Here is a 26,137-nt window from a genome sequence, read left to right as displayed (position 1 = left end):
CCTTTTTACTATAAGCCAAATCGAAAAAAATGGCAACACTTGATAATAAAATCACACAGAAAATAGAATACGGTCCGGGAGCCGGATCAGCGGTTATCCGGTAAACCTCCCCTTCCATATTCTATCTTCCGTATCGTTCACTATATATGGTAAAACCAAAGAGTGCCGTCTTCAGCAAACCAACATTAGAAATCCACTTCTGTTCCGTAGTAAGTGCAGTTTAATAATTTTTCCATCTCAGCCGGGGTGATGGCTCTCGGATTGGAACCTGTACAGGCATCCCCTACAGCCAATTCGGCGATCGCTGCTACTTTCTCTTTGAACTCATCTTCATTGATACCGAATTCTTTTAAGGTCTTCGGAATACTCAGTTTCACATTGTAAGCGTCGATCTTGTCACACAGTGCTTTCACCAGTTCATCATCGTTTGCTCCGGTTAAGCCAGCCTCTCTTGCAATGTCAGCGTAACGTTTCTTCGCGGTCTCATCTTTCGCGTTGTACTGAATAACGTAAGGTAGATAAATAGCATTGGCGCATCCGTGAGGAATATGTCCGGTAGAGAACGCGGCTCCCGTCTTGTGAGCCATGGAATGTACGATACCCAGCAAAGCGTTGGAGAATGCCATTCCGGCCAGACACTGTGCATAGTGCATCTGCTCTCTTGCGCTCATATCCTTCTGATAAGAAGCCGGCAGATATTCGAATACCATCTGAATGGCTTTGATCGCCAGAGGATCTGTAAACGGGCTGTTCAGCGTAGATACATATGCTTCGATCGCATGAGTCAGCGCATCCATTCCGGTATGAGCCGTTAGTTTCTCAGGCATAGTCTCTGCGATAACCGGATCTACAATAGCCACATCCGGAGTAATGTTAAAGTCAGCCAGCGGATATTTGATGCCTTTCTCATAATCTGTGATAACAGAGAAAGCGGTTACTTCAGTAGCAGTTCCGGATGTGGAAGGAATCGCCGCAAATTTTGCTTTCTGACGCAGTTCCGGGAAATTAAACGGTGTAATCAGATCTTCAAACGTGGTCTCCGGATATTCATAGAACGCCCACATTGCTTTCGCGGCGTCGATCGGGGAACCGCCGCCCATAGCCACAATCCAGTCCGGCTGGAATTCCTGCATAGCCTTCGCTCCGCGCATAACTGTTTCTACGGAAGGGTCCGGCTCTACATTTTCAAACAACTGAACTTCCATACCTGCTTCTTTCAGGTAATCAACTGCTCTATCCAGAAAACCGAAGCGTTTCATGGAGCCGCCTCCGACTACAACGATCGCTTTCTTTCCCTTTAAGGTTTTCAGCACCTCCAGTGTGCCTTTTCCATAATATACATCTCTGGGTAATGTAAATCTTGCCATGTTATACTCATCCTTTCCTTTGTCTGTTATTTATTTAACAATTTTCTGTTATTATTTTAACAAACTTTCGGATATATGGGTAATATAAAATTGGAATACAGATATGTATGCAGGCACATGGGTGGATTTGGACATGTCCCAAATCAGTTTGGACATGTCCCAGATCAATTTGGACATGTCCCCAATTCCGTTTTGACGGTTTCCAGTTTTTCTAAAAACAGCTTATCCAGTTCGGTGAAATGATAGTCACGGTGGTAGATCAGAACATCCCGATAGCGATGTTCTGATATCTTGCAGGACTTCTGCACCAGACCATAGCGGTCTAATACTTCCCGGGGCATGGGCGAAACCCACATGTAGGTGCCGGGCACGTTGACCAGCAGATCGAACTGGCTTCCCCTTTCATACACGTAAATGCGGCGCTTTGTCATCTTTTCGCACCCGCTTTGGGCCGGATTCGTCACCGGCAGGAAAGGAACGGCCAGGTCTCCATGCATGATTTCCGTGTAACCGCAGATCTGCTGATCGTTTACCTGTTCTTTGGCGGCCAGAGGATGCTCTTTGGACATCAGGGCCTTATATTCATATTCCAGAACCGGCTGGCTTTTTAAGCCCCGTTCATGGATCATGTTCTGAAAGTATTCTTCATAGACGGCCTGGTAACGGATAATTCCCAGATTGCATTCGTACTCCAGCACGCCGTTTATAATGGCCATCGTATTGGTCTCTTTGAAGTTCAGTTCCAGTCCCCGGTCAAAATCCAGTTCATTTACAAACCGCGTAAACGCAGTGGCAATGTAACTGCCCCGCGGAACAAATGCAGAGAAGCTCTGGTAGTCTTCCTCCTGCTGCTTGTAATGAGATTCCAGATTATCAATCTGGGCCAGGATATTCCGGGCGTAGGCCAGGAACTCCTTTCCTTTTTGAGTGGGTACCACTCCCCTGGGCGTCCGCTTGAAAATCACGATTCCCAGCGTGGATTCCAGTTCTTTTACCGCTTTGCTCATGTTCGGCTGCCCCATATACAGATTATCCGCCGCCTGTGTAATGGAGCCTGTCTTGGCAATCTCTACCGCATACCGTAAATGCGCGATATTCATCTAACCCCTCCTGTTTCCTGCTAATCTTCGGGTAAAGGCGTTGTATCTACCAGTGATTTTCCTTTCCATTTTCCACTCTTTAACCGGATCAGGGAGATGATGAGCCCGATAGACCAGCCGATCGGTATAGCCCACCAGATCGCGGATTTTCCGATCACATAGGCGAGCGCATAGGCCAGAATCACCCGGCTGCCCAGATTGCACAGGGCACTGACCAGGAACACCTTGATATCTCCGGCGCCCCTTAGCACTCCGTTTGCCGTATTCATAACTCCCATGACCACATAGAAGGTACTGACCACTCTTAAGTATTCCACTCCCACGGCGATTACCTCCAGGTTACTGGCTGTATCTACAAAAGCGCCCACAAAGACATCACCCCAGAGGAATAAGATAACCGTGACAATTAGCCCGATTACTCCACTCATGATCCAGCCGGCCCGCAGCCCTCTGGTTACCCGCTCCGGCTTTCCAGCCCCGATATTCTGGGCGGTAAAGGTGGACATGGCATTCCCCACATTTACCATCGGCAGGATCGCTATACTATCTATCTTACCGGCTGCCGCGTACCCCGCCATCACCACGGATCCATAGCGGTTGACAAGTGCCTGTACCAGTACGAAACCGATGGATACGATGGACTGCTGAATGGTGGATGGAATCGCGATCTTCCAGATTGTTTTCAGGGTACGGAAGTCAAAATAGGAAAAATCCTCCTGGATCTGCATTTTGCGGAGGCGGATCATCAGCCAGATAAAGGAGAGTACCGCGGAGATCCCCTGGGAAATCAGGGTGGCATATGCCACGCCCGCCACACCCATTTCAAATCGTATGACAAAGACCAGGTCCAGAACGATGTTTGTTAGTGACGAAAATGCCAGGAATACCAGCGGAGACCTGGAATCCCCCAGCGCATTAAAAATAGATGTCAGCGTATTGTAGGTAAAAAGGAAGAACATACCCGCGAAATAGATTCTCAGATATGTGGATGCGTCTGCAAACACATTATCCGGTGTATTCATCCAGCGCAGGATCACACCGCTTCCTCCTACTCCGATCACCGTAAGCACGGCACTTAACACAGCGGCGAACAACAGGATCGTATAGATACAGGTCTTGACCTTTCCCATCTGTCTGGCACCGAAGAACTGGGAGATCACTACGGATGAACCCACACTCATGCCAGTGGCTATAGCCACAAATAAAAAAGTAATAGACGCAGACGCGCCGACAGCAGCCAGCGCATCCGAGCCTACAAAATTTCCCACAATCATCGAATCGACGATATTATAAAGCTGCTGAAACAGATTGCCCAGCACCATGGGTACCGCGAAAAAGAACAAAGTCCTCCCGGGTTTCCCCACTGTCATATCTTTATTCATAACTAAATAACCCCTTTAGTTGTTCCGCATTCGCTCCACAACTTTAATCTCCGCATTCGCTCCGATTAAATACTTAGCGGTACCCGCCCGGCATAGCCGGTCGGTAGCGAATAGTTGTTCCGCATTCGCTCCACAACTATTCTTAGTTTTTGAAGCTGTGTATTGGGGCGGGAATCCGGCCTCCCCTGTTCACAAATCTCTCGCAGGAAAAACCGTTCACCGGCATCACCGGCGCATACCCCAGCAGACCACCGAATTCTACCGTATCTCCCACCGTTTTCCCGATCACAGGAATCAGACGGACTGCCGTCGTCTTCTGATTGATCATACCAATGGCCATCTCATCTGCGATAATACCGGAAATCGTGGATGCCTTCGTGTCTCCCGGCACGGCAATCATATCCAGGCCGACAGAGCAGACACAGGTCATGGCTTCCAATTTTTCCAGAGTTAACGCCCCTGCTTCCACCGCGTCGATCATCCCCTGGTCTTCACTGACCGGTATAAATGCGCCGCTCAAGCCTCCCACATAGGAGGATGCCATCACTCCGCCTTTTTTTACCTGATCGTTGAGCAAGGCCAGAGCCGCCGTGGTACCGGGCGCTCCCGGGTATTCCAGTCCGATCTCCTGAAGGATCTCTGCCACTGAGTCCCCGATGGCCGGCGTGGGTGCTAATGACAAGTCCACGATTCCAAAGGGAATCCCCATACGCCTTGACGCTTCCTGGGCTACCAGCTGACCCACCCGGGTTACCTTAAAGGCGGTCTTTTTGATGGTCTCACAGAGAACCTCGAAGTTTTCCCCCCGCACCTGTTCCAACGCCTGCTTCACAACACCAGGGCCGCTGACACCTACGTTAATTATGGCATCCGCTTCCGTAACGCCGTGGAAAGCTCCTGCCATAAACGGATTATCATCCGGCGCGTTGCAGAATACGACCAGCTTCGCACAGCCCAGAGAATCCTGCTCCTTTGTATATTCCGCCGTCTTTAATACAGTTTCTCCCAAAAGTTTCACAGCATCCATATTTATCCCACATTTTGTGGAACCCACATTCACAGAGCTGCACACCCGGTCGGTGCAGGAAAGCGCCGCGGGAATCGAACGGATCAGATACTCATCCGCCGCCGTCATTCCTTTGGACACCAGCGCGGAATATCCACCGATGAAGTTGACTCCCACCGTCTTTGCCGCCTTATCTAATGTCTTCGCGATCTCCACGAAATCCTCCGGGCACTTGCAGGCTGACGCTCCCACCAGGGCAATGGGGGTCACAGAAATTCTTTTATTTACAATGGGAACCCCGAATTCCCGCTCGATCTCTTTTCCGGTAGCCACCAGCTTTTCCGCCAGGGTTGTAATTTTACGGTAAATATTTTCATTTACTTTTTGCAGATCTGCATCTGCACAGTCCAGCAGGCTGATACCCAGCGTAATCGTACGCACATCCAGATTCGCCTGTTCGATCATCCGGTTCGTTTCATTTACTTCAAATATATTAATCATCGCGTTATCCCTGCGCCTTCCTCTCGTTAAATCCGATGCATTTTGTCAAAAATATCTTCATGCTGGCATTTGATGGTTACCCCGATTTCATCTCCGATCTGATCCAGCTCCTTACACAGATCCGCAAAAGGCTTGGTGGAATGATTTGTATCCACGATCATCATCATGTTGAAATATTCCTGCACGATCGTCTGAGAAATATCCTCTATATTAATATTGTTATTTGCCAGGTATGTACACACTTTGGCGATGATACCCACGGTATCCTTTCCCACAACGGTAATGATTGTCTTTTTCATCCTCTGCTCTCCTTCTATTCTTCTCAAATCTCTTTCTTAATTCTCTTTTTAATTTTCTCTTAATTTTATTTCTATAATTCTCTTTTTCAAACTGCGATTAGATCCGATACGCAGTCTCTTTTTGCCACCTGGATTTTAAAATCCCCGGATTGGTACGGGCACATATCCAGGTCTATTTCCAGCTTTACCGTTTCATAGGCCAGTTCCGCATAGTTGTTCTCCTTGCTCAGATGACCCAGTACGATTGATTTTAATTTATCATGCAACAGCCTGCAAAGCAGCTGACCGCTGGCTTCGTTTGACAGATGGCCTCGTTCTCCCAGAATCCGCCGCTTCAACGGATAGGGATAGGCACCCACCTCCAGCATATGTATATCATGGTTCGCCTCCAGCAAAAGGGCATCTAAGCCCTGCAGATTCTCCACGATGTAATCTGTATAAATCCCCATATCAGTGGCAACTCCGACTGCCTTCGCACCGCATTCCAGCCGGTAAGCCACCGGATCAGCGGCATCATGGGAAATGGAAAACGGCCGGATCTGCAAATCCTCGATTTCAAACACGTCATCCGGACGGATCGGACAAAACAGCTCATCCGGTATCTTTCCCACGGAATTCATCCGCTTCACCGCCTCAAAAGTGGCTGCTGTCCCATAGATCGGCAATCCATATCTTCTGGCCAGCACTCCCAGGCCCTGTACGTGATCGATATGTTCATGGGTAATCAGAATCCCCTTCATATCCCCTGTGGTCAGATCCAGTTCATTCAGTCCCTGTTCGATCCGTTTACCGCTGATTCCCGCGTCCACCAGCAAATGCGTTTTTTCACTGCCCACATAGATACAGTTCCCGCTGCTGCCGCTGGCTATACTGCATAAATTCATGCTGTTCTTCCTTTCTGATCCTGTCTCACATTTTTCTGTCCCAATGCTATTCTATCTCCTATAAACCTCTATTTATTTCTTATCCCTGAGCCTGTCCTAATGGATAACCAATTGCAGGACATATGAATTCATTCCTGCCGTTTACGGATACCGCTCTCCCTCATTTTCCGATCAATCTGGACATATACATACGAAAGCTCCCCATTATTGTCAATCTCTTTTGCACAGTGCCTGCGGTATTCTTCCGCTGACAGCTGATGTGCCATTATCCGCTCCACCTTTTCGTCGCTGTAGCCCCGCGAGCGCTTCAACCGTTCCCGGCGTATATCGTCCGACGCGTAAATATACCAGAATTCATCGCAGAGAACGCGGTAATTGTCTTCAATCAGCAGCGCTGCTTCGACCAGCACCAGAGAAAGCTTTCCCGCTTCCCTCTCTTTATCAATCTCTTCCACAATGTAAGTTTTCACCGCTGGATGGATAATTTTCTCAAGCTTTGCCAGCAGTTCCGGCTTTTCGAATACCAGAGCCGACAGCTTTGCCCTGTTGACGGTCTGATCCCCGTTCAGGATGCCGCTTCCGAAGGTCTCCACTACCTGATAATAGCCGGGCTGCCCTGTCTCCATCATCAGATGACCCACTTTATCCGCCTGGATCACCCGTGCGTTATAATTTCTTCCTATATACTCCAATATAGTACTTTTCCCGGAACCGACACCTCCGGTGATGCCAATCACTTTCATACGATCCGCTCCTACTTCGCTTCGTACCAGTTTTCTCCTTCGTGCATATCGATCTCCAACGGCACGCTTAAGTCTGCCGCCCGATGCATCTCCTCCGACAGAATCTTCTGCACTTCTTCCACTTCGCTTCTGTCTGCCTCGATCAGCAGCTCATCATGCACCTGCAGGATCAACCGGGACTTTAATTTTTCCTTTTTCAACCGCTCATTCACATGGATCATAGCGATCTTGATAATATCCGCCGCCGTTCCCTGGATCGGCGAATTCATGGCCACCCGCTCTCCGAAGGAGCGCTGCATAAAATTGCTGGACTTTAATTCCGGAACCGGCCGCCTGCGGCCGAACATGGTAGTCACATATCCCTCTTCTTTTGCATGGGTCACCAGATTATCCAGAAATTTCTTCACACCCGGATAGGTTTCAAAATATTTCTCAATATAATCCGCCGCTTCCTTTCGGGTAATGCTAAGGCCCTGGCTCAGCCCAAAGGAACTGATACCATAGACGATACCGAAATTCACCGCTTTGGCGTTGCTCCTCTGCTGCGGACTGACCTCATCAAAGGGGGTATGGAACACCTGGGAAGCGGTCATCCGGTGAATATCCGCCGCTTCACGGTACGCATGAATCAGATTCTCATCTTCCGACATATGCGCCAATACCCTCAGCTCGATCTGGGAGTAGTCCGCATCGATAAAGACATAGCCGGGCGCAGGTATGAACACTTTTCGAATCAGCCGGCCTAATTCCATACGGATCGGTATATTCTGAAGATTCGGCTCCGTACTGCTGATTCTCCCGGTAGCCGTAATCGTCTGGTTAAACGTGCTGTGGATTCTTCCGTCCGCCGCGATATAGGGTGCCAGCCCATCCGCATATGTGGACTTTAATTTTGCCAGCTGGCGGTATTCCAGAATCAGCGACACGATCTCATTTTCCGGGGCCAGCTTTTCCAGCACATCCGCCGCCGTGGAGAATCCGGTCTTCGTCTTTTTCCCTCCGGGAAGTTCCAGATGTTCAAACAGCACCACGCCCAGCTGTTTTGGAGAATTGATATTAAACTCCTCTCCGGCCATCTGATAGATGCTCTGTTCCAGCTGCGCGATCTTGATTCCCAGCTCTTCCCCATAGATCTTAAGCTCTTCCGCCTGCACCAGGATCCCGGCCTGTTCCATATCGTAAAGGGTAAACACTAACGGCATCTCCACCGTTTGGAAAAGCCGAAGCATATCGGTGTCCCTTAGGTCTGTCTGCAGTTCTCCCGCCGCTTTCCAGGCAATATAAGCCATATAACAGACACAGGTCAAAAATTCCCGGGGTTTTTCTTCCTGCGCCATCGTCCATCCTGATTTGCCCAGCAGATCCATCCGGGACGGAATCATCATTCCCAGATATTCCTTAGCAAGATCATCATAGGAATAGCTGTCTTTTAACGGATTCAGCAGATACGCAGCAATATTACAGTCGAACAGCCGCTCTTTCACAGAGTCTGTCAGGACAATCTGCCCCAGCTGGCTTTTAAGATCCAGCGTCGCCGCCGCATCCGCTTTTGCCATCAGCTTCCCCAGCTGTTCCTTCAGGTACTCTTCCGTCACAAAGCCTTCTACCGGAATATAACAGATCTCCTTATCCCCGCAGGCAAGAGCGAGCCCGAGAATCTCGTTCTCCTCTATCCATATGAAGCCGATCCGGCTGTTCTTCTCCAGAATATTCTGAATATTCCGGAACACTTCCTCCACATCCTGCAGCAGCGTGACTTTTCGAAAATGTCCTTCTACTTTTTGTGCAGGCACTTCCACGTGAAACCGGCTCAGCATATTCTTAAATTCCAGCTGTTTAAACAGGTTATAAGCCTCGGGTGTATACAGCTCGCCCAGCTTCGCCTTATCCAATGAGAATGGGATGTCACAGTCCACACAGATCGTGGCCAGGGTTTTACTCATCTGAGCCATATCATAATGATCCCGCAGCGCTTCTTTCGCCCGGTTTGGCTTAATCTCCTCCACATGGGCATAAGCATTTTCGATGCTGCCATAATCCACGATGATCTTTGTCGCCGTCTTTTCCCCAATTCCCGGTACCCCCGGAATATTATCCGAAGCGTCCCCCATCAATGCCTTGACATCGATAAACTGGGTGGGCGTCACCTGATAACTCTTACATACATCCGCCGCGTAATAATCCTCAACCTCCGTGGTCCCCCGTTTCGTCTTGGGAATCCGGATCTTTACCTTATCCGTGGCCAGCTGCAGCAGATCCCTGTCCCCGGACACCACTGATACCTCCAGGCCCAGTTCCTCACAGCGTTTGGATATGGTGCCCAGCAGATCATCTGCCTCATACCCGGCCTGCTCGATCACCTGAATCCCCATAGCGCCCAGCACTTCCTTCATCACCGGCACCTGCTGGTGCAGTTCATCCGCCATCGGTTTTCTGGTTCCCTTATAGTCTCCAAACATCTCATGCCGGAAGGTCGGTGCATGTACATCAAACGCCACAGTCAGATAATCGGCCTGCTCCTCCTCCAGAATCTTAAACATTATATTTAAAAACCCATAAATCGCATTCGTATGCAATCCATCCGAATTCGTCAGATCCGGCACACCGAAAAATGCCCGGTTCAGTATGCTGTGCCCATCTATCAATACAATCTTTTCGCTCATAGTTTCCTCCAGTGACGCATTTACTGCATCATAAATTCAGGTATGGGTGAACATCTTTTTGTTCAACCGTTCCTCCAGTGACGCATTTACTGCGTCATAAATTCAGGTATGGGTGAACATCTTTTTGGTTCAACCGTTCCTCCAGTGACGCATTCCCTGAGGCTTACCCTATAATACTATACACTAAATACCGCTATTTTTAAACCTCTTTTAGAAAAAGAATTTCCCGCAAAAGTTTCCGAATAAAGTTTCACAAAGAATTTCCCGCTGTCCGGCATCTGCCGAATCCACGAAAAAAAGAGTTTCGCCTGCGAAACTCTTCCGCCCGATTCAATCATAGTTTCGCAGGCGAAGCCCTCCGCCTCCGCCTGCGTCGGGCCGCGTAAACGGCATCTTCCTTTCCTCCGCTCTGCAATCCCCCGAAGGATTTTTTATTCTATAGAAGGTATTTTCCTACGGAATAAAAAAACTGATTGTCCAGAAAACAATCAGTCTTTTGCCAACTGCGGATGGAGGGACTTGAACCCTCACGCCCTTGCGAGCGGCAGATTTTGAGTCTGCTGCGTCTGCCATTCCGCCACATCCGCTTAACCTTCACTCAGTGCTTAACTACTTTGTGAACCGAAATTTATTTTAGCATAAACTTCCATCCATGGCAAGCACTTTATAAAATTTTCTCTGTCCATTTTTCTCTGCAGCCGCCTTATGTAACTTAGTCACATAAGTTCTCTACGGCAATCGCTATAATAACCATATCACTTTGAAAAGGAGATGCGAATGCATGAAAATATGTATTGTAGGCGGAGTGGCCGGCGGTGCCAGCGCCGCTACCAGATTGCGGCGCCTGGATGAGAAAGCTGAAATTATATTGTTTGAAAAAGGGGAGCATATCTCGTATGCAAACTGCGGACTGCCTTACTATCTGGGGGGAACGATCCGGCATCGGGACTCTTTGATCGTCACCAAACCAGAGTTGTTATGTAAACGCTTCCGGGTGGATGTACGGATCCGGAATGAAGTGCTGAGTATAAACCGGCAGGAGAAAAAAATAGTGGTGCGGGACTTGACGAGCGGAACCGATTATGAGGAAACTTATGATAAATTAATTCTGTCCCCGGGTGCCAGTCCAAAAATACCGCCGCTTCCCGGTATGGATTCCGACGGTGTATTCACACTGCGCAATGTCACAGATACTTACCGGATAGACGACTATCTTCTGGAAAACAAACCGGCAGCGGCCGTGGTGGTGGGCGGCGGCTTTATCGGTGTGGAGATGGCTGAAAATCTTGTGGACCGCGGACTTTCGGTTACTCTTGTGGAGTACGCGGACCAGGTGATCGCATCTCTGGATCCCGAGATGGCAAATATCCTGCACCGGCATCTGTCAGAACACGGAGTTAACTTAATGCTGGGAACCGGTATAACCGGAATATCCCACGGCTCCCATGGACTTCGCGCCGGCCTTACCTCAGGCGAAGAAGTACCTGCCGGATTGATCCTTCTGTGCATGGGAGTAGCTCCGGATTCCCGCCTGGCGAAGGATGCCGGGCTTGATCTGGGGCTGAATGGCAGCATCGCGGTCAATGAATATTATGAAACCTCTGATCCGGATATCTACGCGGTGGGTGACGCGATCAGTGTAACTCATCTGGTCGGCCGTACAGAAACACTGGTCCCCCTGGCCGGCCCTGCCAACAAACAGGGACGCGCCGCCGCTGAAAATGCACTGAAGGGCCGGAAGCTAAAGAGAAGCCCGGTGCAGGGCAGTTCCGTCCTAAAAGTATTTGATCTGACAGCCGCCTCGACCGGATTAAATGAAAAACAGCTACGTCAAATGGACCTTCCTTATAAAAAGACTTATGTACACCCTCAGTCCCACGCATCTTATTACCCCGGAGCCTCTCCGATCTCTATGAAAATGCTTTTTGGAGATGACGGGCACATATTAGGCGCTCAGGCAGTCGGTGCGGAGGGCGTAGAAAAACGCATCGATGTTCTGGCCGCGGTGATTCGGCTGGGCGGTACCGTATACGATCTGGAACAGCTGGAATTGTGTTACGCCCCGCCTTATTCTTCAGCCAAGGACCCGGTCAATATGCTGGGTTACACTGCCTCCAATATTCTGAATGGGGATATGCCTGTTTTCTATGCGGAAGAGGTCTCCTCCCTGGATGCGCAAACAGCAACCCTGCTGGATGTAAGTACCACGGATGAAATCCTGATGGGTACAATCCCTGGCTTTCAGAATATACCGCTTGATACATTAAGGGAAAACCTGAACCGGCTGGATCCTGGAAAACCCGTTTATGTCACCTGCCGGGTGGGACTGCGCGGATACCTGGCCACCCGGATGTTACTGCTAAATGGCTTCCGCGCATTTAATTTAAGCGGCGGATACCGGACTTATTCACTAACCGGCAGTTATAAGGTACCAGCACCAGTGGGATTACAAAAGCCTCAAAGTATTCCTTCCACCCCGGTTTCATCTGCTGTCACGACGCCGGACGCCGATGCAGCCGGAAAACCTGTCCCTTCGATGAAACTTTTGACCGTGGACGCCTGCGGACTGCAGTGCCCCGGGCCGATCATGAAAGTATCGGAAAACATGAAGTCATTAAAAGAGGGGGAAAATTTGTGCGTTCAGGCTACTGACCCTGCTTTCGCTTCTGATATCGACGTCTGGTGTCAGAGGACCGGCAATCGCCTGATCCGTACTTCCTGTGAAAAAGGGATCTATTCCGTTGTCCTCCAAAAGGGGGGAACTTCTGTGCAGGCTGCCCAGTGTGATACCTCATCCGCAGGTGATGATAAAACCATGATCATTTTCAGCCAGGATCTGGATAAAGCCATCGCCTCCTTTATCATCGCCAACGGCGCTGCAGCCATGGACCGCAAGGTAACTATGTTTTTTACTTTCTGGGGATTGAATATTCTGCGGAGGCCCCATAAAGTATCCCTCAAAAAAAATTTTATGGAGAAAATGTTCTCAGGAATGATGCCCAGAGGAAGTCAAAAACTAAAGTTGTCTCATATGCAAATGGGGGGAATTGGTGCCCGTTTGATACGTAAACTTATGAAAGATAAGAATGTAGCTTCTCTCGAAGAACTCATCGCATCTGCGCAGCAAAACGGCGTAAGGATCGTAGCCTGCCAGATGTCCATGGACCTCATGGGGATCCACAGGGAAGAGCTTTTAGACGGTGTGGAGGTCGGTGGAGTGGCCACTTTTCTGGGGTCTGCGGAGACCTCCGATACCAACTTATTTATCTAAAAATTTGTTCCATCTTTTGTCGTAAAATGCGACATTTTCAATGCTTCAAAACGGGGTAAGTGCTTGACTTTTTCTTCGCTTCTATCTAAAATCAAATCTGCACCGTAAAATTTGATACCATGATCGGGGAGGGGAAATCATGTCAACAACAGATCTGCAAGAAGCATTGAAAGAAAAAGAGAAGGAAATCCTCCGTTTGCAAACAGATAATACAAATCTGTATCAGACTGTCTGTACATTGAATCAAACTTTAAACCGTATGATTGACGTATTTATCTGAATTGCGAAAATCTTTCTCCCATTATCTGGAGGACATTCCGCTTGTCTTTCACTCACATAGTAAACGCCACGAGGACCTTTCCTGACTTCGTGGCGTTTCATTCTGATTTTTCGTACTTAATCGCTGTACAGCTTTTCCAGCGCCTCATTTTCACCCAGAATAATATAGGTGTCATCAACCAGGGCACTGCGGTCAGGGTCGGGGGTCGGGATAATCCGTTCCCCGTCTTTTCTGGCGATAACATTTAGTCCAAAACTGCGCAGGTCCAGCTGGCGCAAAGACTTTCCGATCCAGTTCTGAGGAGTGACCACCTCCACCATACTGAACGAGTTGGATAATTCCATCGTGTCTATAAAATTACCGGATATAATATTACGCGCTGTCCGCACACCCATGGCACGTTCCGGGAAAATAACCTTGTCCGCGCCCACTTTCTGCAATACCATACCATGAATATCGTTATGTGCTTTCGCAAGGACATACGGAACCCCGCATTCCTTTGTGACTATCGTCGCCATGATACTGGCTTCCAGATTTTCACCGATCGCGATAATCGCACCATCCAGATTATGAAGTCCCAAAGAACGCAAAGCCTCGGCATCCGACACATCTGCCCGGAAGGCGTGTGTCACATAATCTGCGATGTCTTGTACCTTTTCCACTTTCCAGTCCACCGCAAGTACCTGACAGCCGTTCTTTGCCAGCGTCAGAGCCACGCTGCGTCCAAATTCTCCCAACCCGAATACTGCAAACTCTTTCTTGGCCATGACCAATTCTCCTTTTATTTATCCAATAATAATCCGACGTTCCGGCAGCTCCCGCATAGTATCCTTTTTGGAATGGCGGACAGAAAAAGCAACTGCCATGGTAATCGGTCCGATTCTGCCTATATACATCGTAATAATCAATATGATCTTGCTGAACATACTCAGATCCGCAGTCACCCCCCGGGACAAGCCCACTGTTCCGATAGCGGAAACGACCTCAAACAGGGTATCCACCAAAGAGATATCCTCCACCGCACAGATCAGCAGGGAAGCCGTCAAAACAACCCCGATACTGATCACTACCACCGCCAGTGCCGTCCGAAGACTTTCCTGAGCAATCTTACGCTCGAACACTTCCGTATTCGTCTTACCGCGGACTACCGCCAAAACGGTTAATACCACCATACCCACTGTGGTCGTTTTCATACCACCTGCCGTACCGGCCGGCGAGCCGCCTACTATCATTAAAAGCAGTGTAACCAAAGTGGAGCCTTCCCTCATATTTTCCTGCGGAAAAGAGGCAAACCCCGCAGTCCTGGTCGTCACAGACTGGAACATCGAAGCCATAAATTTCTGAAAAACATTCAGGTTCCCGATGGTCCCCGGATTATTAAATTCCAGCACAAAATACACAAGTGTTCCGAAAGCAATCAGAATTCCTGTAATCACCAGTACCAGCTTGGAATGCAGTGCCAGATTCTGAAACGGCCTGTAATTCTTCACATCTTTCTTTCTGGATTCCTTAAATACCCGTACCACATCCCACCAGACAATGAATCCCAGGCCTCCGAGAACAATCAAAAGCATAGTCGTAATATTTATCAACGGATTCGTCATATAAGGGATAAAACTGGATTCCCCAATCAAATCAATTCCCGCATTACAAAATGCGGATACCGCATGGAATACCGAATACCCCACACCCCTTATAAAACCAAATTCCGGAATAAACTGAAAACTGTACAAAACAGCGCCGGCCAGTTCCACCACCAGCGTACCCGCCAGGATCTTCTTCACCAGTTTCACCAGTCCTGACAGTGTGTCCAGATTATAGGTCTCCTGAATCAGCATCCGGTCCCGAAGGGTGATCCTCTTTCCAACGATAATAAACACACTCATCACCATTGTGATGACTCCCAGCCCGCCCAGCTGGATCAAAATCAATATAATGATCTTCCCAAAGAGGCTCCAGTGGCTGGCCGTCACAAAAGTAACCAGTCCCGTCACACAAATGCTCGTCGTCGACATAAACAGAGCATCTATAGGATTTGTCCAGGTCCCGTCCGCCGAAGAAACCGGCAGCATCAGTATAACCCCTCCTATCACAATCGCTGACAAAAACCCGAACGCGATCGTTCTGGTTGTATTCATCTGGAGTCTCTGCATAAACTTCTTCAAACTGATTAACATGGTATTCCTCTGCTCACCGAAACACGGTTCTATTTTGCACATCTCATGCTCTGGTCCGGTACTTTACAAAGCCTAATTATAACCTTTCACGCCTCCGGTTGCAAGTTATATTTGTATTAATTATGGAAATTGTATTGCTGATGACAGCTATGTTGAGATTTTCTGCTAAAGGGACGGGAAGAGAGGGAAGCGGCGGGGCCTTGGAACCGGGCGGCTCATCGCCTGGGGTCAAATCACTTCGGCCGGAACTAAGAACAGCTAACTCCGAAGGCGGGAGAACCTCTTATTGGCAGGACCCGGAACAAACTCGCCAAAAACCGGCTCGGACAGTGTTCCAGGCCCTGCGAGGTTCTCCCGCCTTCTGCGTAAGCTGTTCTAAGTCCCGGCCTCAAGTGATTTGGCCCCAGGCGATGAGCCGCCCGGTTCCAAGGCCCCGCCGCTTCCCTCTCTTCCCTGCTTTACAAAAGGCCTGCATGCATGTTCCGACAATAGTATTAGAAGTCTAAAGTATTCAGAGTCTAAAGTATCCCAGGTATGATTTTGCATCTAAGTGTCTCTCCAAAGTAGGAGTGTGCAGGAGCAAGGAGGACTTCCGGGAAGGGGGAACAAAAGGAACGGGTGCCGAATCGCTTGAGGCCGTGTCTTAGAACGGGTTACGCAGAAGAGGACGAAACTTCGCAGGACCCGGGGCACTGTTTGAGCCGCTTTTTGGCGAGTTTGCCCCGGGTCCTGCGAATAAGAGGTTTCGGCCTCTTCGGAGTTACCCGTTCTTAGACACGGACGAAGCGATTCGGCACCCGTTCCTTTTGTTCCCCCTTCCCGGAAGTCCTCCTTGCTCCTGCACACTCCGGCCCTCAGCAGCCCTTAGCAGCTCCCCATTGACAGAAAGATAGGATTTGGTTAAGATGGATATAATTCTGGAAAAGGAGTAGAAAAACATGGAAAAACAGATTACCGGGCATACCCGGTTAACCGGTTTATTGGGCAGCCCGGTTGCACATAGTATTTCTCCCATGATGCATAACGAATCGTTTGCGCGGCTGGGACTGGACTATGTTTATCTGGCATTCGATGTGGGCTGTGAGGATTTGAAAACCGCAGTGGAAGGCCTGAGGGTTTTGAATGTCAGGGGCTTTAATCTGACGATGCCGGATAAAAACCGGATGTGCGAACTGGCGGACCGTCTTTCCCCTGCCGCACAGATGATCGGCGCGGTGAATACGATTGTCAATGACGATGGGGTACTCACCGGTCATAATACGGATGGTGTGGGATATATGTGCGCGGTAAGAGATGCCGGTCATGATATTATAGGAAAAAAGATGACTCTGCTGGGCGCCGGCGGCGCGGCTACCGCGGTCTGTGTGCAGGCCGCGCTGGACGGCGTGGCGCAGATTGATCTGTTCAGCATTAAGGATCAGTTCTGGTCCCGTGCTCAGAATCTGATCGATAAGCTGAATGCGCAGACGTCCTGCAGGGCTTCGCTGTATGAGCTGCCGGATGACCGGATGCTTAAAAATAGTATCTCGGATAGTGCGATCCTGACTAACGGCACGTCGGTGGGAATGAGCCCTCACGCGGACGGCTGTATTATTCCGGATTCTGGAATGCTGCGCCCGGATCTGATCGTCTCGGATGTGATCTATAATCCCAGGGAGACCAGGCTGCTGCAGATGGCCCGGGATCGCGGCTGCCAGGTCTTTAATGGACTGTACATGCTGCTGTATCAGGGAGCGGAGGCTTTCCGTATCTGGACTGGGCAGGACATGCCGGTATCGGTGATTAAGGAGAAATATTTTTCCTGATTCAGATCCTATTCTTATGGATTCCTTTTTTATTTAATCTGTGATATGATGAAAACAACATAAAATTAAGAGGTGAAAATCGTGAAATTACTGGAAGAAAAAATTCTGGCAGAAGGACACGCATTAAATGAATCAATACTGAAAGTGGACAGCTTTATTAATCATCAGGTCGACCCACAGTTGATGTATGAGATGGGAAAGGATATCGCCGATCATTTTCGCGGACAAGGTGTTACCAAAGTATTCACCATCGAAAGTTCAGGTATTGCTCCGGCGGTCTACACTGCACAGGAATTAGGGGTTCCCATGGTAATCCTGAAGAAACAGGTTTCCAAAACCCTGAAAACCGATGTATGGCAGACACAAGTCACCTCTTTTACTAAGGGAGTGGATTACGAGCTGACCATGGCCAAGAATTACATATCAGAAAATGACCACATTCTGATCGTGGACGATTTTCTGGCTAACGGGGAAGCCGCCACAGGCGCGGTTCGGTTGATCCGCAAAGCGCATGCTACGATTGCGGGTATCGGCATTCTGATTGAGAAATCCTTCCAGCCCGGAAGGCTGAAACTGGAGGACCAGGGATTGGATGTCTATTCTCTGGCCAGAATAGGTAAAATGGATGTGGATCTGATCGAATTTATTCACGAGTAGTCAATATAATTCATAAACTGCATACGAAGCCAATACAAACACGGGCCGTGATCTGGCCCGTGCTTTTCATTCAATATAAACGTGCTCCTCTGGAATAAAAAACTTCTGGAGTGTGACAAACTCCTTTTTACTGATCAAGTTTAATCTCGTATTCCAGCGTAATATCCTGGCTGTAATAACCGTCCTCACTGACTGCCACCGCGCGGATGGTATTTTTTCCTTCCCGCAGCATAATGGGGCGGACATACAGATGGCTCTTGTGGGTGGGCTGTGAGCCGTCAAAGGTATAATAGATCTCTCCCTTGTCCGCCAGCAGTTCAATCTCCACATTTTTGTAATAGATTCCAGGTGCCAGATCGACATCAGGAGCGGACACCATATAAACGGAAAGTTCTTTTCTGATGTTCTGATCGGTACAGTCCAGTATCAGATCGGGAATATCACTCATACGCTCATCCTTTTTATAAAATCCAATGAGCTCTTCGTATTCCTCCACGGTTGCAAGGCCTTCGTCTATCATATGCTCCAGCACAACGACTGCCTGCTCATCCTCGTGCTGTTCCGTATAAATCTCAACCAGTGTTTCATAAGCAGCCGGATCCTCAGGCTTTAATTCCATCGCCCTTTCCAGATATTCGATCGCCCTGCTGATCTTCTGCTTGTCCCTGTATTCCTGCGCTTTCTGGAATTGATAGGTGTAGGAATGATTCCTGTAGGTGAGAAAGCCTACCGCTCCTCCTGTGATCAGTAACGTCACCGCAATACCCAGAATCCATAATTTTCTTCGCGGTGTCAGCGCCTTAGACTGTGGTTTGGAATGGGTATGTACTGTTTTCTCCTGTACTGGTTTCTCCTGTATTGCTTTCCAGTCTGAGGCAGATTTTTCCTCCGGATTCATCATACCGGCCACATTTTCCAGTACCGCTTCATCCAGCGGATTAAAATCCGGTACGATCTGCACAGGTTCCCCGCACTTCTCGCAGTACACATGTCCATCTTTCAGCTTAGTCCCACATTTTTTACAAAGCATGGTCATTTCCGCCTGTTCTTTCTATCTTTTCGCTGATTCTACGCAATTACGCATCAGCATGGCGATGGTCATTGGTCCTACGCCTCCCGGAACAGGGGTAATCGCGCTGACATGGTCCAGCACATCGGCAAAGTCCACATCCCCGCACATTTTACCATTTTCCCTGTGTATGCCAACGTCAATGACGACGGCTCCTTCTTTGATATATTCATGATTGATCATTCTGGGTTTTCCTATGGCCGCGATCAGTATATCCGCGCGCTTTGCCACTTCTTTTAAATTTTGGGTCTTGGAATGACACACCGTGACGGTCCCATTTTCCCGAAGGAGCAGTAACGCCATTGGCTTCCCAACGATATTGCTTCGTCCGATCACCACGCACTCCTTGCCTGCGATCTCCACGTCAGAGCGCTTCAGCAGCTGGATAATACCGGCCGGTGTACAGGACAAAAAGCCGGGCTGGCCGATGCACATGGCACCGACACTGGCCGGATGAAAGCCGTCCACGTCTTTTAGAGGCGATATGGCCTGGATCACTTTATCTTCATCAATGTGCGCCGGCAGCGGCAGCTGAACCAGAATTCCGTTCACATCTTTCTGCTGGTTGAGCTTCTCTACCAGAGACAGCAGTTCTTCCTGCGTGGTCTCTTCCGGCAGTTCGTAGGATAGTGACTCGATCCCGATATAGGCGCATGCTTTTTTCTTGTTATTCACATAGATTGAGGAGGCCGGGTCCGCGCCCACCTGCACTACAGCAAGGCAGATACTCTTTCCCTGCTCTTTTAAAACCGCTACCTCTTCTTTACACTCATCCTTGATCTGCTGGGAGATCATTTTTCCGTCTATAATTCGTGCCATTCCCATTCACTCCTTTTTCTCCTAGAATAAACCTGTTATTTTTCCGCTTTCATCCACATCGATGCTGTCTGCAGCCGGTTTTTTCGGCAGCCCCGGCATCGTCATGATCGCACCGGTAATCGCTACCACAAAACCGGCACCCGCTGATATATATACTTCCCTTACATTGACTGTGAAGTTTTCCGGCCTTCCTAACAGGGTAGCGTCATCCGACAGGGAATACTGGGTCTTCGCCATACAGACTGGAAGATTTCCAAAGCCCAGCTCCGTCAGATGCTTCAGCTCTTTTGACACCGCAGCGGAGAATACCACGCCGTCAGCACCGTAGATCTCTTTGGCTATCGTCTCAATCTTTGCTGCCAAAGGCTGCTGGTCATCATACAGCACTCGAAAATGGCTTTCTTTTGCAGACAGGGTATCCAAAACCTTTTCCGCAAGCGCAATGCCGCCTTCTCCTCCTTTTTCCCATACCTCGGAAATGGCGAATTCACATCCTCTGTCTTTACAGAATTTTTCTACAAAAGCGATTTCCGCTTTTGTATCGGTTATAAAGGAATTCAGGGTTACAACAACCGGAACACCATATTTTTGGAGATTTTCAATATGTTTCTCCAGATTGACGATGCCTTTTTCCAGGGCCTCCAGATTTTCGCCGCTTAACTGGTCTTTGGGGACGCCCCCGTTATATTTTAATGCGCGGACCGTTGCCACCAGCACGACGGCATCCGGCTTAAGTCCCGCTTTCCTGCATTTGATGTCAAAGAATTTCTCCGCACCCAGATCCGCACCGAATCCCGCCTCCGTGACGACATAATCCGCCAGCTTCAAAGCTGTCTTCGTGGCTCTCACACTGTTACACCCATGGGCGATGTTCGCAAACGGTCCTCCATGGACCAGCGCCGGTGTATGCTCCAGGGTCTGGATCAGATTCGGTTTCAGCGCGTCCTTCAAGAGAGCGGCCATCGCTCCGGTAGCATGAAGTTCCTCAGCGGTTACCGGTTTTCCCGCTCTTGTATAAGCGACGATCATACGTCCCAGACGCCGTTTCAGATCTTCCATATCATTGGAGAGGCACAGCACAGCCATGATTTCCGACGCAACGGTGATGACGAAATGGTCTTCCCGGACTACACCGTCACCTTTGCTGCCAAGTCCCACTACCACATTTCTCAAGACCCTGTCATTCATATCCAGACAGCGTTTCCAAACCACCTGTCTCGTGTCGATTTCCAGCGCATTCCCCTGCTGTATATGATTGTCCAGCAGAGCAGCCAGCAGATTATTGGCGGAAGTGATGGCATGAAAATCTCCGGTAAAGTGAAGGTTCAGATCCTCCATGGGCACTACCTGGGCATATCCGCCGCCGGCCGCGCCTCCTTTGATGCCAAAGCAGGGACCCAGAGAGGGCTCTCTAAGGGCAATCACCGCTTTTTTGCCCAAGCGTCCGAAGGCTTCGCCCAATCCTACCGTAGTGGTTGTCTTTCCCTCGCCCGCAGGTGTGGGATTGATCGCAGTCACCAGAATCAGTTTTCCATCGGGCCGGTCCTTTACCTTTTCCCAAAGTTCATCTGAAAGCTTTGCCTTGTACTTTCCATAAAGCTCCAGGTCTTCTTCCTCGATTCCCAGCGCTGCGGCCACCTTTTGAATGGGCTCCATACTGGCTTCCTGTGCAATCTGAATATCCGTTTTCATAACTTACTGCCTCCTTTGACATCATTCTCCGTGATTTATACATATTCCTCTATGTAATTTGCAAATTCATCCATCGACATAAGAATCTTACGGGGTTTGGTACCTTCTTCCTCCCCGACCACCCCGGCTTCCGCCAGCTGATCCATAATCCTGGCCGCACGGTTGAAGCCGATTTTGAACTGTCTTTGCAGCATCCCGATGGATGCCTTGTCTTTGTCTATGATAAATTTACCGGCCTCTTCAAAATATACGTCCCGCGCGCTGCCTGAGTCCTGTGCCGCAGCGCTTCCTCCACCGCCGGACACCGCGCTGTTGATCCGGCTCTCTATATTGGGATCGTAGGGCGCAGCGGTATTTTGCTTTTTAAGGAATTCCACCACATCTCCCACTTCCCGGTCGGATACGAATGCCCCCTGCACCCGGATCGGTTTCTGATATCCGGTGGGATAAAAGAGCATATCCCCTTTTCCCAACAGTTTTTCCGCGCCGTTCATATCGATAATGGTCCTGGAATCTACGCCGGAAGTCACAGAAAATGCGATCCTGGAAGGCATGTTGGCCTTAATCAGGCCTGTGATGACATTCACACTGGGCCGCTGGGTCGCCAGGATCAGATGCAGGCCCGCCGCCCGCGCCAATTGTGCCAGGCGGCAGATCGACTCTTCCACCTCACCGGGAGAGACCATCATCAGGTCTGCCAGCTCGTCCACAATGATCACGATCTGCGGCAGTTTCTGCGGTTTATTTTCATCCTCGATGTCTTCGATGGACGCGATCTTCGCGTTATAACCTTTGATATCCCGGACGTTTCGTTCCGCGAATTTCTGATACCTGTCTTCCATCTCAGCCACCGCCCAGTGCAGCGCGCCCGCCGCCTTTTTCGGATCGGTAACCACCGGTATAAACAGGTGGGGAATCCCATTGTAGACGCTTAACTCCACCACCTTTGGGTCGATCATGATCAGTTTCACATCCTCAGGCCCTGCCTTATAGAGAATACTCATGATCAGCGTATTGATACACACCGACTTACCGGACCCGGTGGCACCGGCGATCAGCAGATGGGGCATTTTAGCAATGTCTGTAACCACCGTCTGTCCGGAGATATCCTTTCCAACCGCGAAAGCAATTTTGGAGGGATGTTTCTGAAAATCATCGGTTTCCAACAGATCCCTTAACATGACAGGATTGTTTTCTTTATTCGGAACTTCGATCCCCACTGCCGCTTTTCCGGGAATCGGCGCTTCGATCCTTATATCCGCCGCCGCCAGGTTTAACTTAATATCATCCGCCAGGTTTACGATACGGCTGACCTTTACCCCCTGCTCCGGCTGAAGCTCATATCTGGTAACTGCCGGTCCGCAGCTGACATTCGTCACCGTCACATTTACACCAAAATTATGCAGCGTCTGCTGCAATTTCAAGGCAGTCTCTTTGAGCATCCGCTCGGAGTCTCCAAACCTGCCCCCGTTTCCCTTCTTCAAAAGACGGAACGGCGGATACACATATTCCACCTTGAACACCGCCGACGCCTGGGCCAGCTCCTTCTCCGTCTGCATCGCCACGTTTTCTTCCCGAACCTCCCCGTCTGCCTCACGGGGCTTTGTTTGTGGCTGGTTCTGGGATGGGACTGAATCCTGGGAATGATGATACGAATAACTCTGAGAATCCGGCATCTCCCCGACGTGCTCCTCAGCTCTTTGTGCAGAACTCTTCACCGATCCGGCCGGCATATGCTGCAGCTCCGCCGCCACCTCCGGGAATATCTCCGGCTCCGGCTCTATGTCCGGTATCGGCATCTGCTCCTGCTCGAAAATATGAAAATCAAACTGATCCAGAAGCTCTGCCTCTTTGACATCCTCCATGGTCAGTTCTTTTAACGCACTCTCTTCCTTTTGCTTTTTTTGTTCCTTCTTATCAATCTTTGTATTCAAAGAAACTCCGGATACCTTTTTATCCATCCGTTTCTCCCGCTCTTCGCGTTTTTCAGCGGCACGTTCCTTCCTGCGGGCCACATCCTCCTTCGCGGAATCGTATACCTTCTTTCCGCCTTTTTTTACACCGCCCAGGAAAGAGCGCTCGGTGATGACCACAAGGCAGATGATCATTAAAATGACCAGGAAAATGTAGACGCCTGCGGTCCCCAGCGCAGGACTTAACAGATTTATCATCAATCCGCCCGTCAGCCCTCCGGATGCTGCCCTCCCAGACGCATGCTGATATATCTCTTTAAAGGGCGTATCCTTGGAATAACCGACAGACACCTGCTGAATGAACGCGCACAAAAGCAGGAACAGCAGTACGCCCGCTCCCGCCTTTAATTTTGCGATACCGTTGTCCCTGTTGGAAATACAGAATGCGATAACCAAAAACAGAATAACCGGAAATATATATTCCATCCAGCCGAATAATCCGAAGAAAAAGGAGCTGACTGTCTTACCAACAAAACCGCCCACTCCAAAATTGCTTATCATTAGAAATATGGCAGCCGCCAGAGAAAACAAAACGGCCACTTCCATTCCGATCGGGCTATTTTTATTCCGTCGTTTCGCAGCACGTTTTTTTTTCGTATTCGCTTTCGACCGCGACGCACTGCGCTTTCTGCTCGATTGTGAAGCCATTGTCAAGTTCCTCCTATACTATAAAACGGGCTCCGATTACTGCCAGCAGTCCTACGGCAAAGCAGTAAATGGAGAAATACTTAAATTTTTTATTCCGGACCACGACCAGCATGGTCTTTATGCAGATGTATCCCACCACAGCAGCCACAAGCGCTCCAACCGCATAGTTGATGATATCCTGTGACTGAAACATGGTTTTATCCAGATCTTTTAATTCCAGCACGGCAGCGCCTAATACCGCCGGAATGGACATGATAAATGAGAACTTCACCGCGAACTTCCGGTCAAATCCACTCAACAGACACGCCGAAATCGTAGTCCCCGACCGTGAGATTCCGGGCAGAACCGCAATTCCCTGGCAGATTCCGATTAAGAACCCATTCGTATAGCTTACGTCCTTCGGTACTTTTCTTCCGCCACCGGTGGCATCGGCGATCAACAGCAGTACTCCCGTTATCATCAGACAGATACCGGGCACCAAAAGCCCCGCCCCGACGATCTCCACCAGGTCCCGTGCCACATAGCCAATGACTCCTGTCGGTATCGTAGCCACGATCACCAGAATCACAAATTTCCGGTAATTCGTCCGCACGATCCGTATGTAACTCCGGTTGGCTCCGCCGATTTTTTTAAAGAAAATAATCAGGTTCCTCACCAGGTCAGCCACGATACCGCAGCCTTCCACGATCAATTTCCGGATATCCCTAAAAAACGCGATAAATACGGCGAGAAGGGTGCCCAGATGCAAAACGACATCAAACAACAACCCTGTTTCCAGCTTTAATCCCAGTAAGTTTTTCAAGATGGCCAGATGACCGGAACTGCTGACGGGCAGGAATTCAGTCAAACCCTGAACCAGGCCCAAAAGCAGTGACTGCCATAATGTCATGTTCTCTCCTCCTGTGTACCTTCACTTTCGCATATGTATTAATTATAGCATCGAACGGGGCGGCTGTCACGGAATAATTTACCGTTGCTCCCTTAGGGGCGGCCTTGGATGGGTCTGTATATGGACCGGGATGGGAGGGAAAGGGCGTACCCATCCCTGCTTTACAACAGACTTTTTTTCAATGGTCTGCGTTCTCGGGTATCATATAGTAGTTATGATTTTTTTATTTAGCTGTTATTTGTGTGAAGTGATTGGGTTTATGTGGGAATCTTTTGGGAATCGTCGGTTTCCACTGTGGTTATGGTACTCATATCTAAAAATTCATGATTCTTTTTTGCCTCTTCTTTTGAATGGTAGAATATTACTTCATCATATGGTTTTAATTGTGTTTTCCATGAATTTACTGTTTTTAGAAAGTCTTTACCGTTCTCCGCAATTAAGTAACAGTTCCTATTTCTGTCAAGGTAGCATATTGGTGCATCACTTTTTAAATCACAGATTTCTCCAATTGTTCCTATGTATCCTCCGCAGCTATCCACTGCCATAATATCTACGCGAGGGATGGTGTAGAAATCTATCTCTGGCAGGCTATCTTCAAATATAAAGTGAATGTCGTATTTGTCGGCGAACTTTTGATACTCCGCATTTTTGTCCTTAACTGGCATGGAATAGATGGTAGTTCCCGCTTGTATTATTTCCGTATCTCTCATATATACGGCCGTGCAGCTTACTTCTTCCGTCTTATCAATATATATTTTTCTCATTTAAATACCCCATGATTACTGTATTGCCTGGATCTCTTTTTAGAATCCTGAACTATAAATATGAAAGAATTATTTTTAAATATTCTTTTATTCTAGTATTCCTGTACAGTAATGTCAAATGGTTTACTTTCTGTACGGTAAGGTCAAA

The 26,137-nt window shown here is 49.0% G+C and carries 20 protein-coding genes and 1 tRNA gene; 4 read left to right on the top strand and 17 right to left on the bottom strand.

Annotated elements, in window-relative coordinates; genetic code table 11:
* Positions 1–185 precede the first annotated feature (185 nt).
* The 9 genes from KTH90_RS22525 to KTH90_RS22485 form a co-directional block, all read right to left on the bottom strand.
* The gene (locus tag KTH90_RS22525; RefSeq protein WP_158355245.1) at positions 186–1,367 is read right to left on the bottom strand and encodes an iron-containing alcohol dehydrogenase; all 1,182 of its coding nucleotides are present in this window, start codon (positions 1,365–1,367) and stop codon (positions 186–188) included.
* A gap of 164 nt (positions 1,368–1,531) precedes the next feature.
* The gene (locus KTH90_RS22520) at positions 1,532–2,467 is read right to left on the bottom strand and encodes a LysR family transcriptional regulator (protein ID WP_158355247.1); all 936 of its coding nucleotides are present in this window, start codon (positions 2,465–2,467) and stop codon (positions 1,532–1,534) included.
* Positions 2,468–2,487: 20 nt separating this feature from the next.
* Positions 2,488–3,849, bottom strand: coding sequence for an MATE family efflux transporter (locus tag KTH90_RS22515; protein WP_158355249.1), 1,362 nt, complete (start codon positions 3,847–3,849; stop codon positions 2,488–2,490).
* Positions 3,850–3,991: 142 nt separating this feature from the next.
* Positions 3,992–5,356 carry a PFL family protein gene (locus tag KTH90_RS22510; RefSeq protein WP_158355251.1) on the bottom strand — a complete coding sequence of 455 codons (1,365 nt, stop codon included), beginning with the start codon at positions 5,354–5,356 and terminating at the stop codon, positions 3,992–3,994.
* Between the two features lie 26 nt (positions 5,357–5,382).
* Positions 5,383–5,655 carry an ACT domain-containing protein gene (locus KTH90_RS22505; RefSeq protein WP_158355253.1) on the bottom strand — a complete coding sequence of 91 codons (273 nt, stop codon included), beginning with the start codon at positions 5,653–5,655 and terminating at the stop codon, positions 5,383–5,385.
* 86 nt (positions 5,656–5,741) lie between these two features.
* Positions 5,742–6,539, bottom strand: a complete 798-nt coding sequence (locus KTH90_RS22500) for an MBL fold metallo-hydrolase (protein ID WP_158355255.1) — start codon at positions 6,537–6,539, stop codon at positions 5,742–5,744.
* Positions 6,540–6,667: 128 nt separating this feature from the next.
* Positions 6,668–7,282, bottom strand: coding sequence for a dephospho-CoA kinase (gene coaE / locus KTH90_RS22495; RefSeq protein WP_158355257.1), 615 nt, complete (start codon positions 7,280–7,282; stop codon positions 6,668–6,670).
* An 11-nt stretch (positions 7,283–7,293) separates the two neighbouring features.
* A complete protein-coding gene (gene polA / locus KTH90_RS22490; RefSeq protein WP_158355259.1) occupies positions 7,294–9,945 on the bottom strand; it encodes a DNA polymerase I in 2,652 nt (883 codons plus the stop codon).
* Positions 9,946–10,449: 504 nt separating this feature from the next.
* A tRNA-Leu gene (locus tag KTH90_RS22485) sits at positions 10,450–10,532 on the bottom strand.
* A gap of 194 nt (positions 10,533–10,726) precedes the next feature.
* On the opposite strand from KTH90_RS22485, the gene KTH90_RS22480 reads away from it, so the two are divergent.
* Together KTH90_RS22480 and KTH90_RS22475 are read left to right on the top strand one after the other, a co-directional pair.
* Positions 10,727–13,216, top strand: a complete 2,490-nt coding sequence (locus KTH90_RS22480) for a DsrE/DsrF/DrsH-like family protein (RefSeq protein WP_158355260.1) — start codon at positions 10,727–10,729, stop codon at positions 13,214–13,216.
* Positions 13,217–13,355: 139 nt separating this feature from the next.
* Positions 13,356–13,496, top strand: coding sequence for a hypothetical protein (locus KTH90_RS22475; protein WP_238727506.1), 141 nt, complete (start codon positions 13,356–13,358; stop codon positions 13,494–13,496).
* 116 nt (positions 13,497–13,612) lie between these two features.
* Here KTH90_RS22475 and KTH90_RS22470 read toward each other — a convergent pair whose 3' ends face one another.
* Entirely contained in the window at positions 13,613–14,263 is a 651-nt protein-coding gene (locus KTH90_RS22470) for a potassium channel family protein (RefSeq protein WP_158355262.1), read from the bottom strand.
* An 18-nt stretch (positions 14,264–14,281) separates the two neighbouring features.
* Positions 14,282–15,673, bottom strand: a complete 1,392-nt coding sequence (locus KTH90_RS22465) for a TrkH family potassium uptake protein (RefSeq protein WP_238727505.1) — start codon at positions 15,671–15,673, stop codon at positions 14,282–14,284.
* A gap of 938 nt (positions 15,674–16,611) precedes the next feature.
* Between KTH90_RS22465 and KTH90_RS22460 the strand changes: the two genes are divergently transcribed.
* Positions 16,612–17,478, top strand: a complete 867-nt coding sequence (locus KTH90_RS22460; protein WP_158355264.1) for a shikimate dehydrogenase — start codon at positions 16,612–16,614, stop codon at positions 17,476–17,478.
* Positions 17,479–17,559: 81 nt separating this feature from the next.
* Positions 17,560–18,135: a xanthine phosphoribosyltransferase gene (locus tag KTH90_RS22455; protein ID WP_158355266.1), complete on the top strand. Its 576-nt coding sequence runs from the start codon at positions 17,560–17,562 to the stop codon at positions 18,133–18,135.
* 127 nt (positions 18,136–18,262) lie between these two features.
* Here the strand turns inward: KTH90_RS22455 and KTH90_RS22450 are convergent, their stop codons facing one another.
* The 6 genes from KTH90_RS22450 to KTH90_RS22425 form a co-directional block, all read right to left on the bottom strand.
* A complete protein-coding gene (locus KTH90_RS22450) occupies positions 18,263–19,165 on the bottom strand; it encodes an FN3 associated domain-containing protein (RefSeq protein WP_238727504.1) in 903 nt (300 codons plus the stop codon).
* Between the two features lie 21 nt (positions 19,166–19,186).
* The gene (gene folD, locus KTH90_RS22445) at positions 19,187–20,023 is read right to left on the bottom strand and encodes a bifunctional methylenetetrahydrofolate dehydrogenase/methenyltetrahydrofolate cyclohydrolase FolD (protein ID WP_158355270.1); all 837 of its coding nucleotides are present in this window, start codon (positions 20,021–20,023) and stop codon (positions 19,187–19,189) included.
* A 21-nt stretch (positions 20,024–20,044) separates the two neighbouring features.
* Positions 20,045–21,715 carry a formate--tetrahydrofolate ligase gene (locus tag KTH90_RS22440; protein ID WP_158355272.1) on the bottom strand — a complete coding sequence of 557 codons (1,671 nt, stop codon included), beginning with the start codon at positions 21,713–21,715 and terminating at the stop codon, positions 20,045–20,047.
* A 35-nt stretch (positions 21,716–21,750) separates the two neighbouring features.
* A complete protein-coding gene (locus KTH90_RS22435) occupies positions 21,751–24,336 on the bottom strand; it encodes an FtsK/SpoIIIE family DNA translocase (RefSeq protein WP_158355274.1) in 2,586 nt (861 codons plus the stop codon).
* 13 nt (positions 24,337–24,349) lie between these two features.
* The gene (locus KTH90_RS22430; RefSeq protein ID WP_158355276.1) at positions 24,350–25,225 is read right to left on the bottom strand and encodes an undecaprenyl-diphosphate phosphatase; all 876 of its coding nucleotides are present in this window, start codon (positions 25,223–25,225) and stop codon (positions 24,350–24,352) included.
* 257 nt (positions 25,226–25,482) lie between these two features.
* On the bottom strand, positions 25,483–25,989 hold the full coding sequence (locus KTH90_RS22425; RefSeq protein WP_158355278.1) for a hypothetical protein: 507 nt from the start codon (positions 25,987–25,989) through the stop codon (positions 25,483–25,485).
* Between the last annotated feature and the right edge of the window lie 148 nt (positions 25,990–26,137).

It is taken from the genome of Diplocloster modestus, from assembly GCF_019042245.1.
Taxonomy (GTDB): Bacteria; Bacillota; Clostridia; order Lachnospirales; family Lachnospiraceae; genus Diplocloster; species Diplocloster modestus.
This window is presented reverse-complemented; position numbering and strand designations above follow the sequence as displayed.

Coding starts and splice junctions, on each gene's coding strand:
- KTH90_RS22435 (WP_158355274.1), bottom strand. CDS start 24,336: ATGGCTTCACAATCGAGCAGAAAGCGCAGTGCGTCGCGGTCGAAAGCG.
- KTH90_RS22440 (WP_158355272.1), bottom strand. CDS start 21,715: ATGAAAACGGATATTCAGATTGCACAGGAAGCCAGTATGGAGCCCATT.
- KTH90_RS22520 (WP_158355247.1), bottom strand. CDS start 2,467: ATGAATATCGCGCATTTACGGTATGCGGTAGAGATTGCCAAGACAGGC.
- KTH90_RS22430 (WP_158355276.1), bottom strand. CDS start 25,225: ATGACATTATGGCAGTCACTGCTTTTGGGCCTGGTTCAGGGTTTGACT.
- polA (WP_158355259.1), bottom strand. CDS start 9,945: ATGAGCGAAAAGATTGTATTGATAGATGGGCACAGCATACTGAACCGG.
- coaE (WP_158355257.1), bottom strand. CDS start 7,282: ATGAAAGTGATTGGCATCACCGGAGGTGTCGGTTCCGGGAAAAGTACT.
- KTH90_RS22460 (WP_158355264.1), top strand. CDS start 16,612: ATGGAAAAACAGATTACCGGGCATACCCGGTTAACCGGTTTATTGGGC.
- KTH90_RS22470 (WP_158355262.1), bottom strand. CDS start 14,263: ATGGCCAAGAAAGAGTTTGCAGTATTCGGGTTGGGAGAATTTGGACGC.
- KTH90_RS22510 (WP_158355251.1), bottom strand. CDS start 5,356: ATGATTAATATATTTGAAGTAAATGAAACGAACCGGATGATCGAACAG.
- KTH90_RS22425 (WP_158355278.1), bottom strand. CDS start 25,989: ATGAGAAAAATATATATTGATAAGACGGAAGAAGTAAGCTGCACGGCC.
- KTH90_RS22480 (WP_158355260.1), top strand. CDS start 10,727: ATGAAAATATGTATTGTAGGCGGAGTGGCCGGCGGTGCCAGCGCCGCT.
- folD (WP_158355270.1), bottom strand. CDS start 20,023: ATGGCACGAATTATAGACGGAAAAATGATCTCCCAGCAGATCAAGGAT.
- KTH90_RS22475 (WP_238727506.1), top strand. CDS start 13,356: ATGTCAACAACAGATCTGCAAGAAGCATTGAAAGAAAAAGAGAAGGAA.
- KTH90_RS22465 (WP_238727505.1), bottom strand. CDS start 15,673: ATGTTAATCAGTTTGAAGAAGTTTATGCAGAGACTCCAGATGAATACA.
- KTH90_RS22515 (WP_158355249.1), bottom strand. CDS start 3,849: ATGAATAAAGATATGACAGTGGGGAAACCCGGGAGGACTTTGTTCTTT.
- KTH90_RS22505 (WP_158355253.1), bottom strand. CDS start 5,655: ATGAAAAAGACAATCATTACCGTTGTGGGAAAGGATACCGTGGGTATC.
- KTH90_RS22450 (WP_238727504.1), bottom strand. CDS start 19,165: ATGCTTTGTAAAAAATGTGGGACTAAGCTGAAAGATGGACATGTGTAC.
- KTH90_RS22525 (WP_158355245.1), bottom strand. CDS start 1,367: ATGGCAAGATTTACATTACCCAGAGATGTATATTATGGAAAAGGCACA.
- KTH90_RS22500 (WP_158355255.1), bottom strand. CDS start 6,539: ATGAATTTATGCAGTATAGCCAGCGGCAGCAGCGGGAACTGTATCTAT.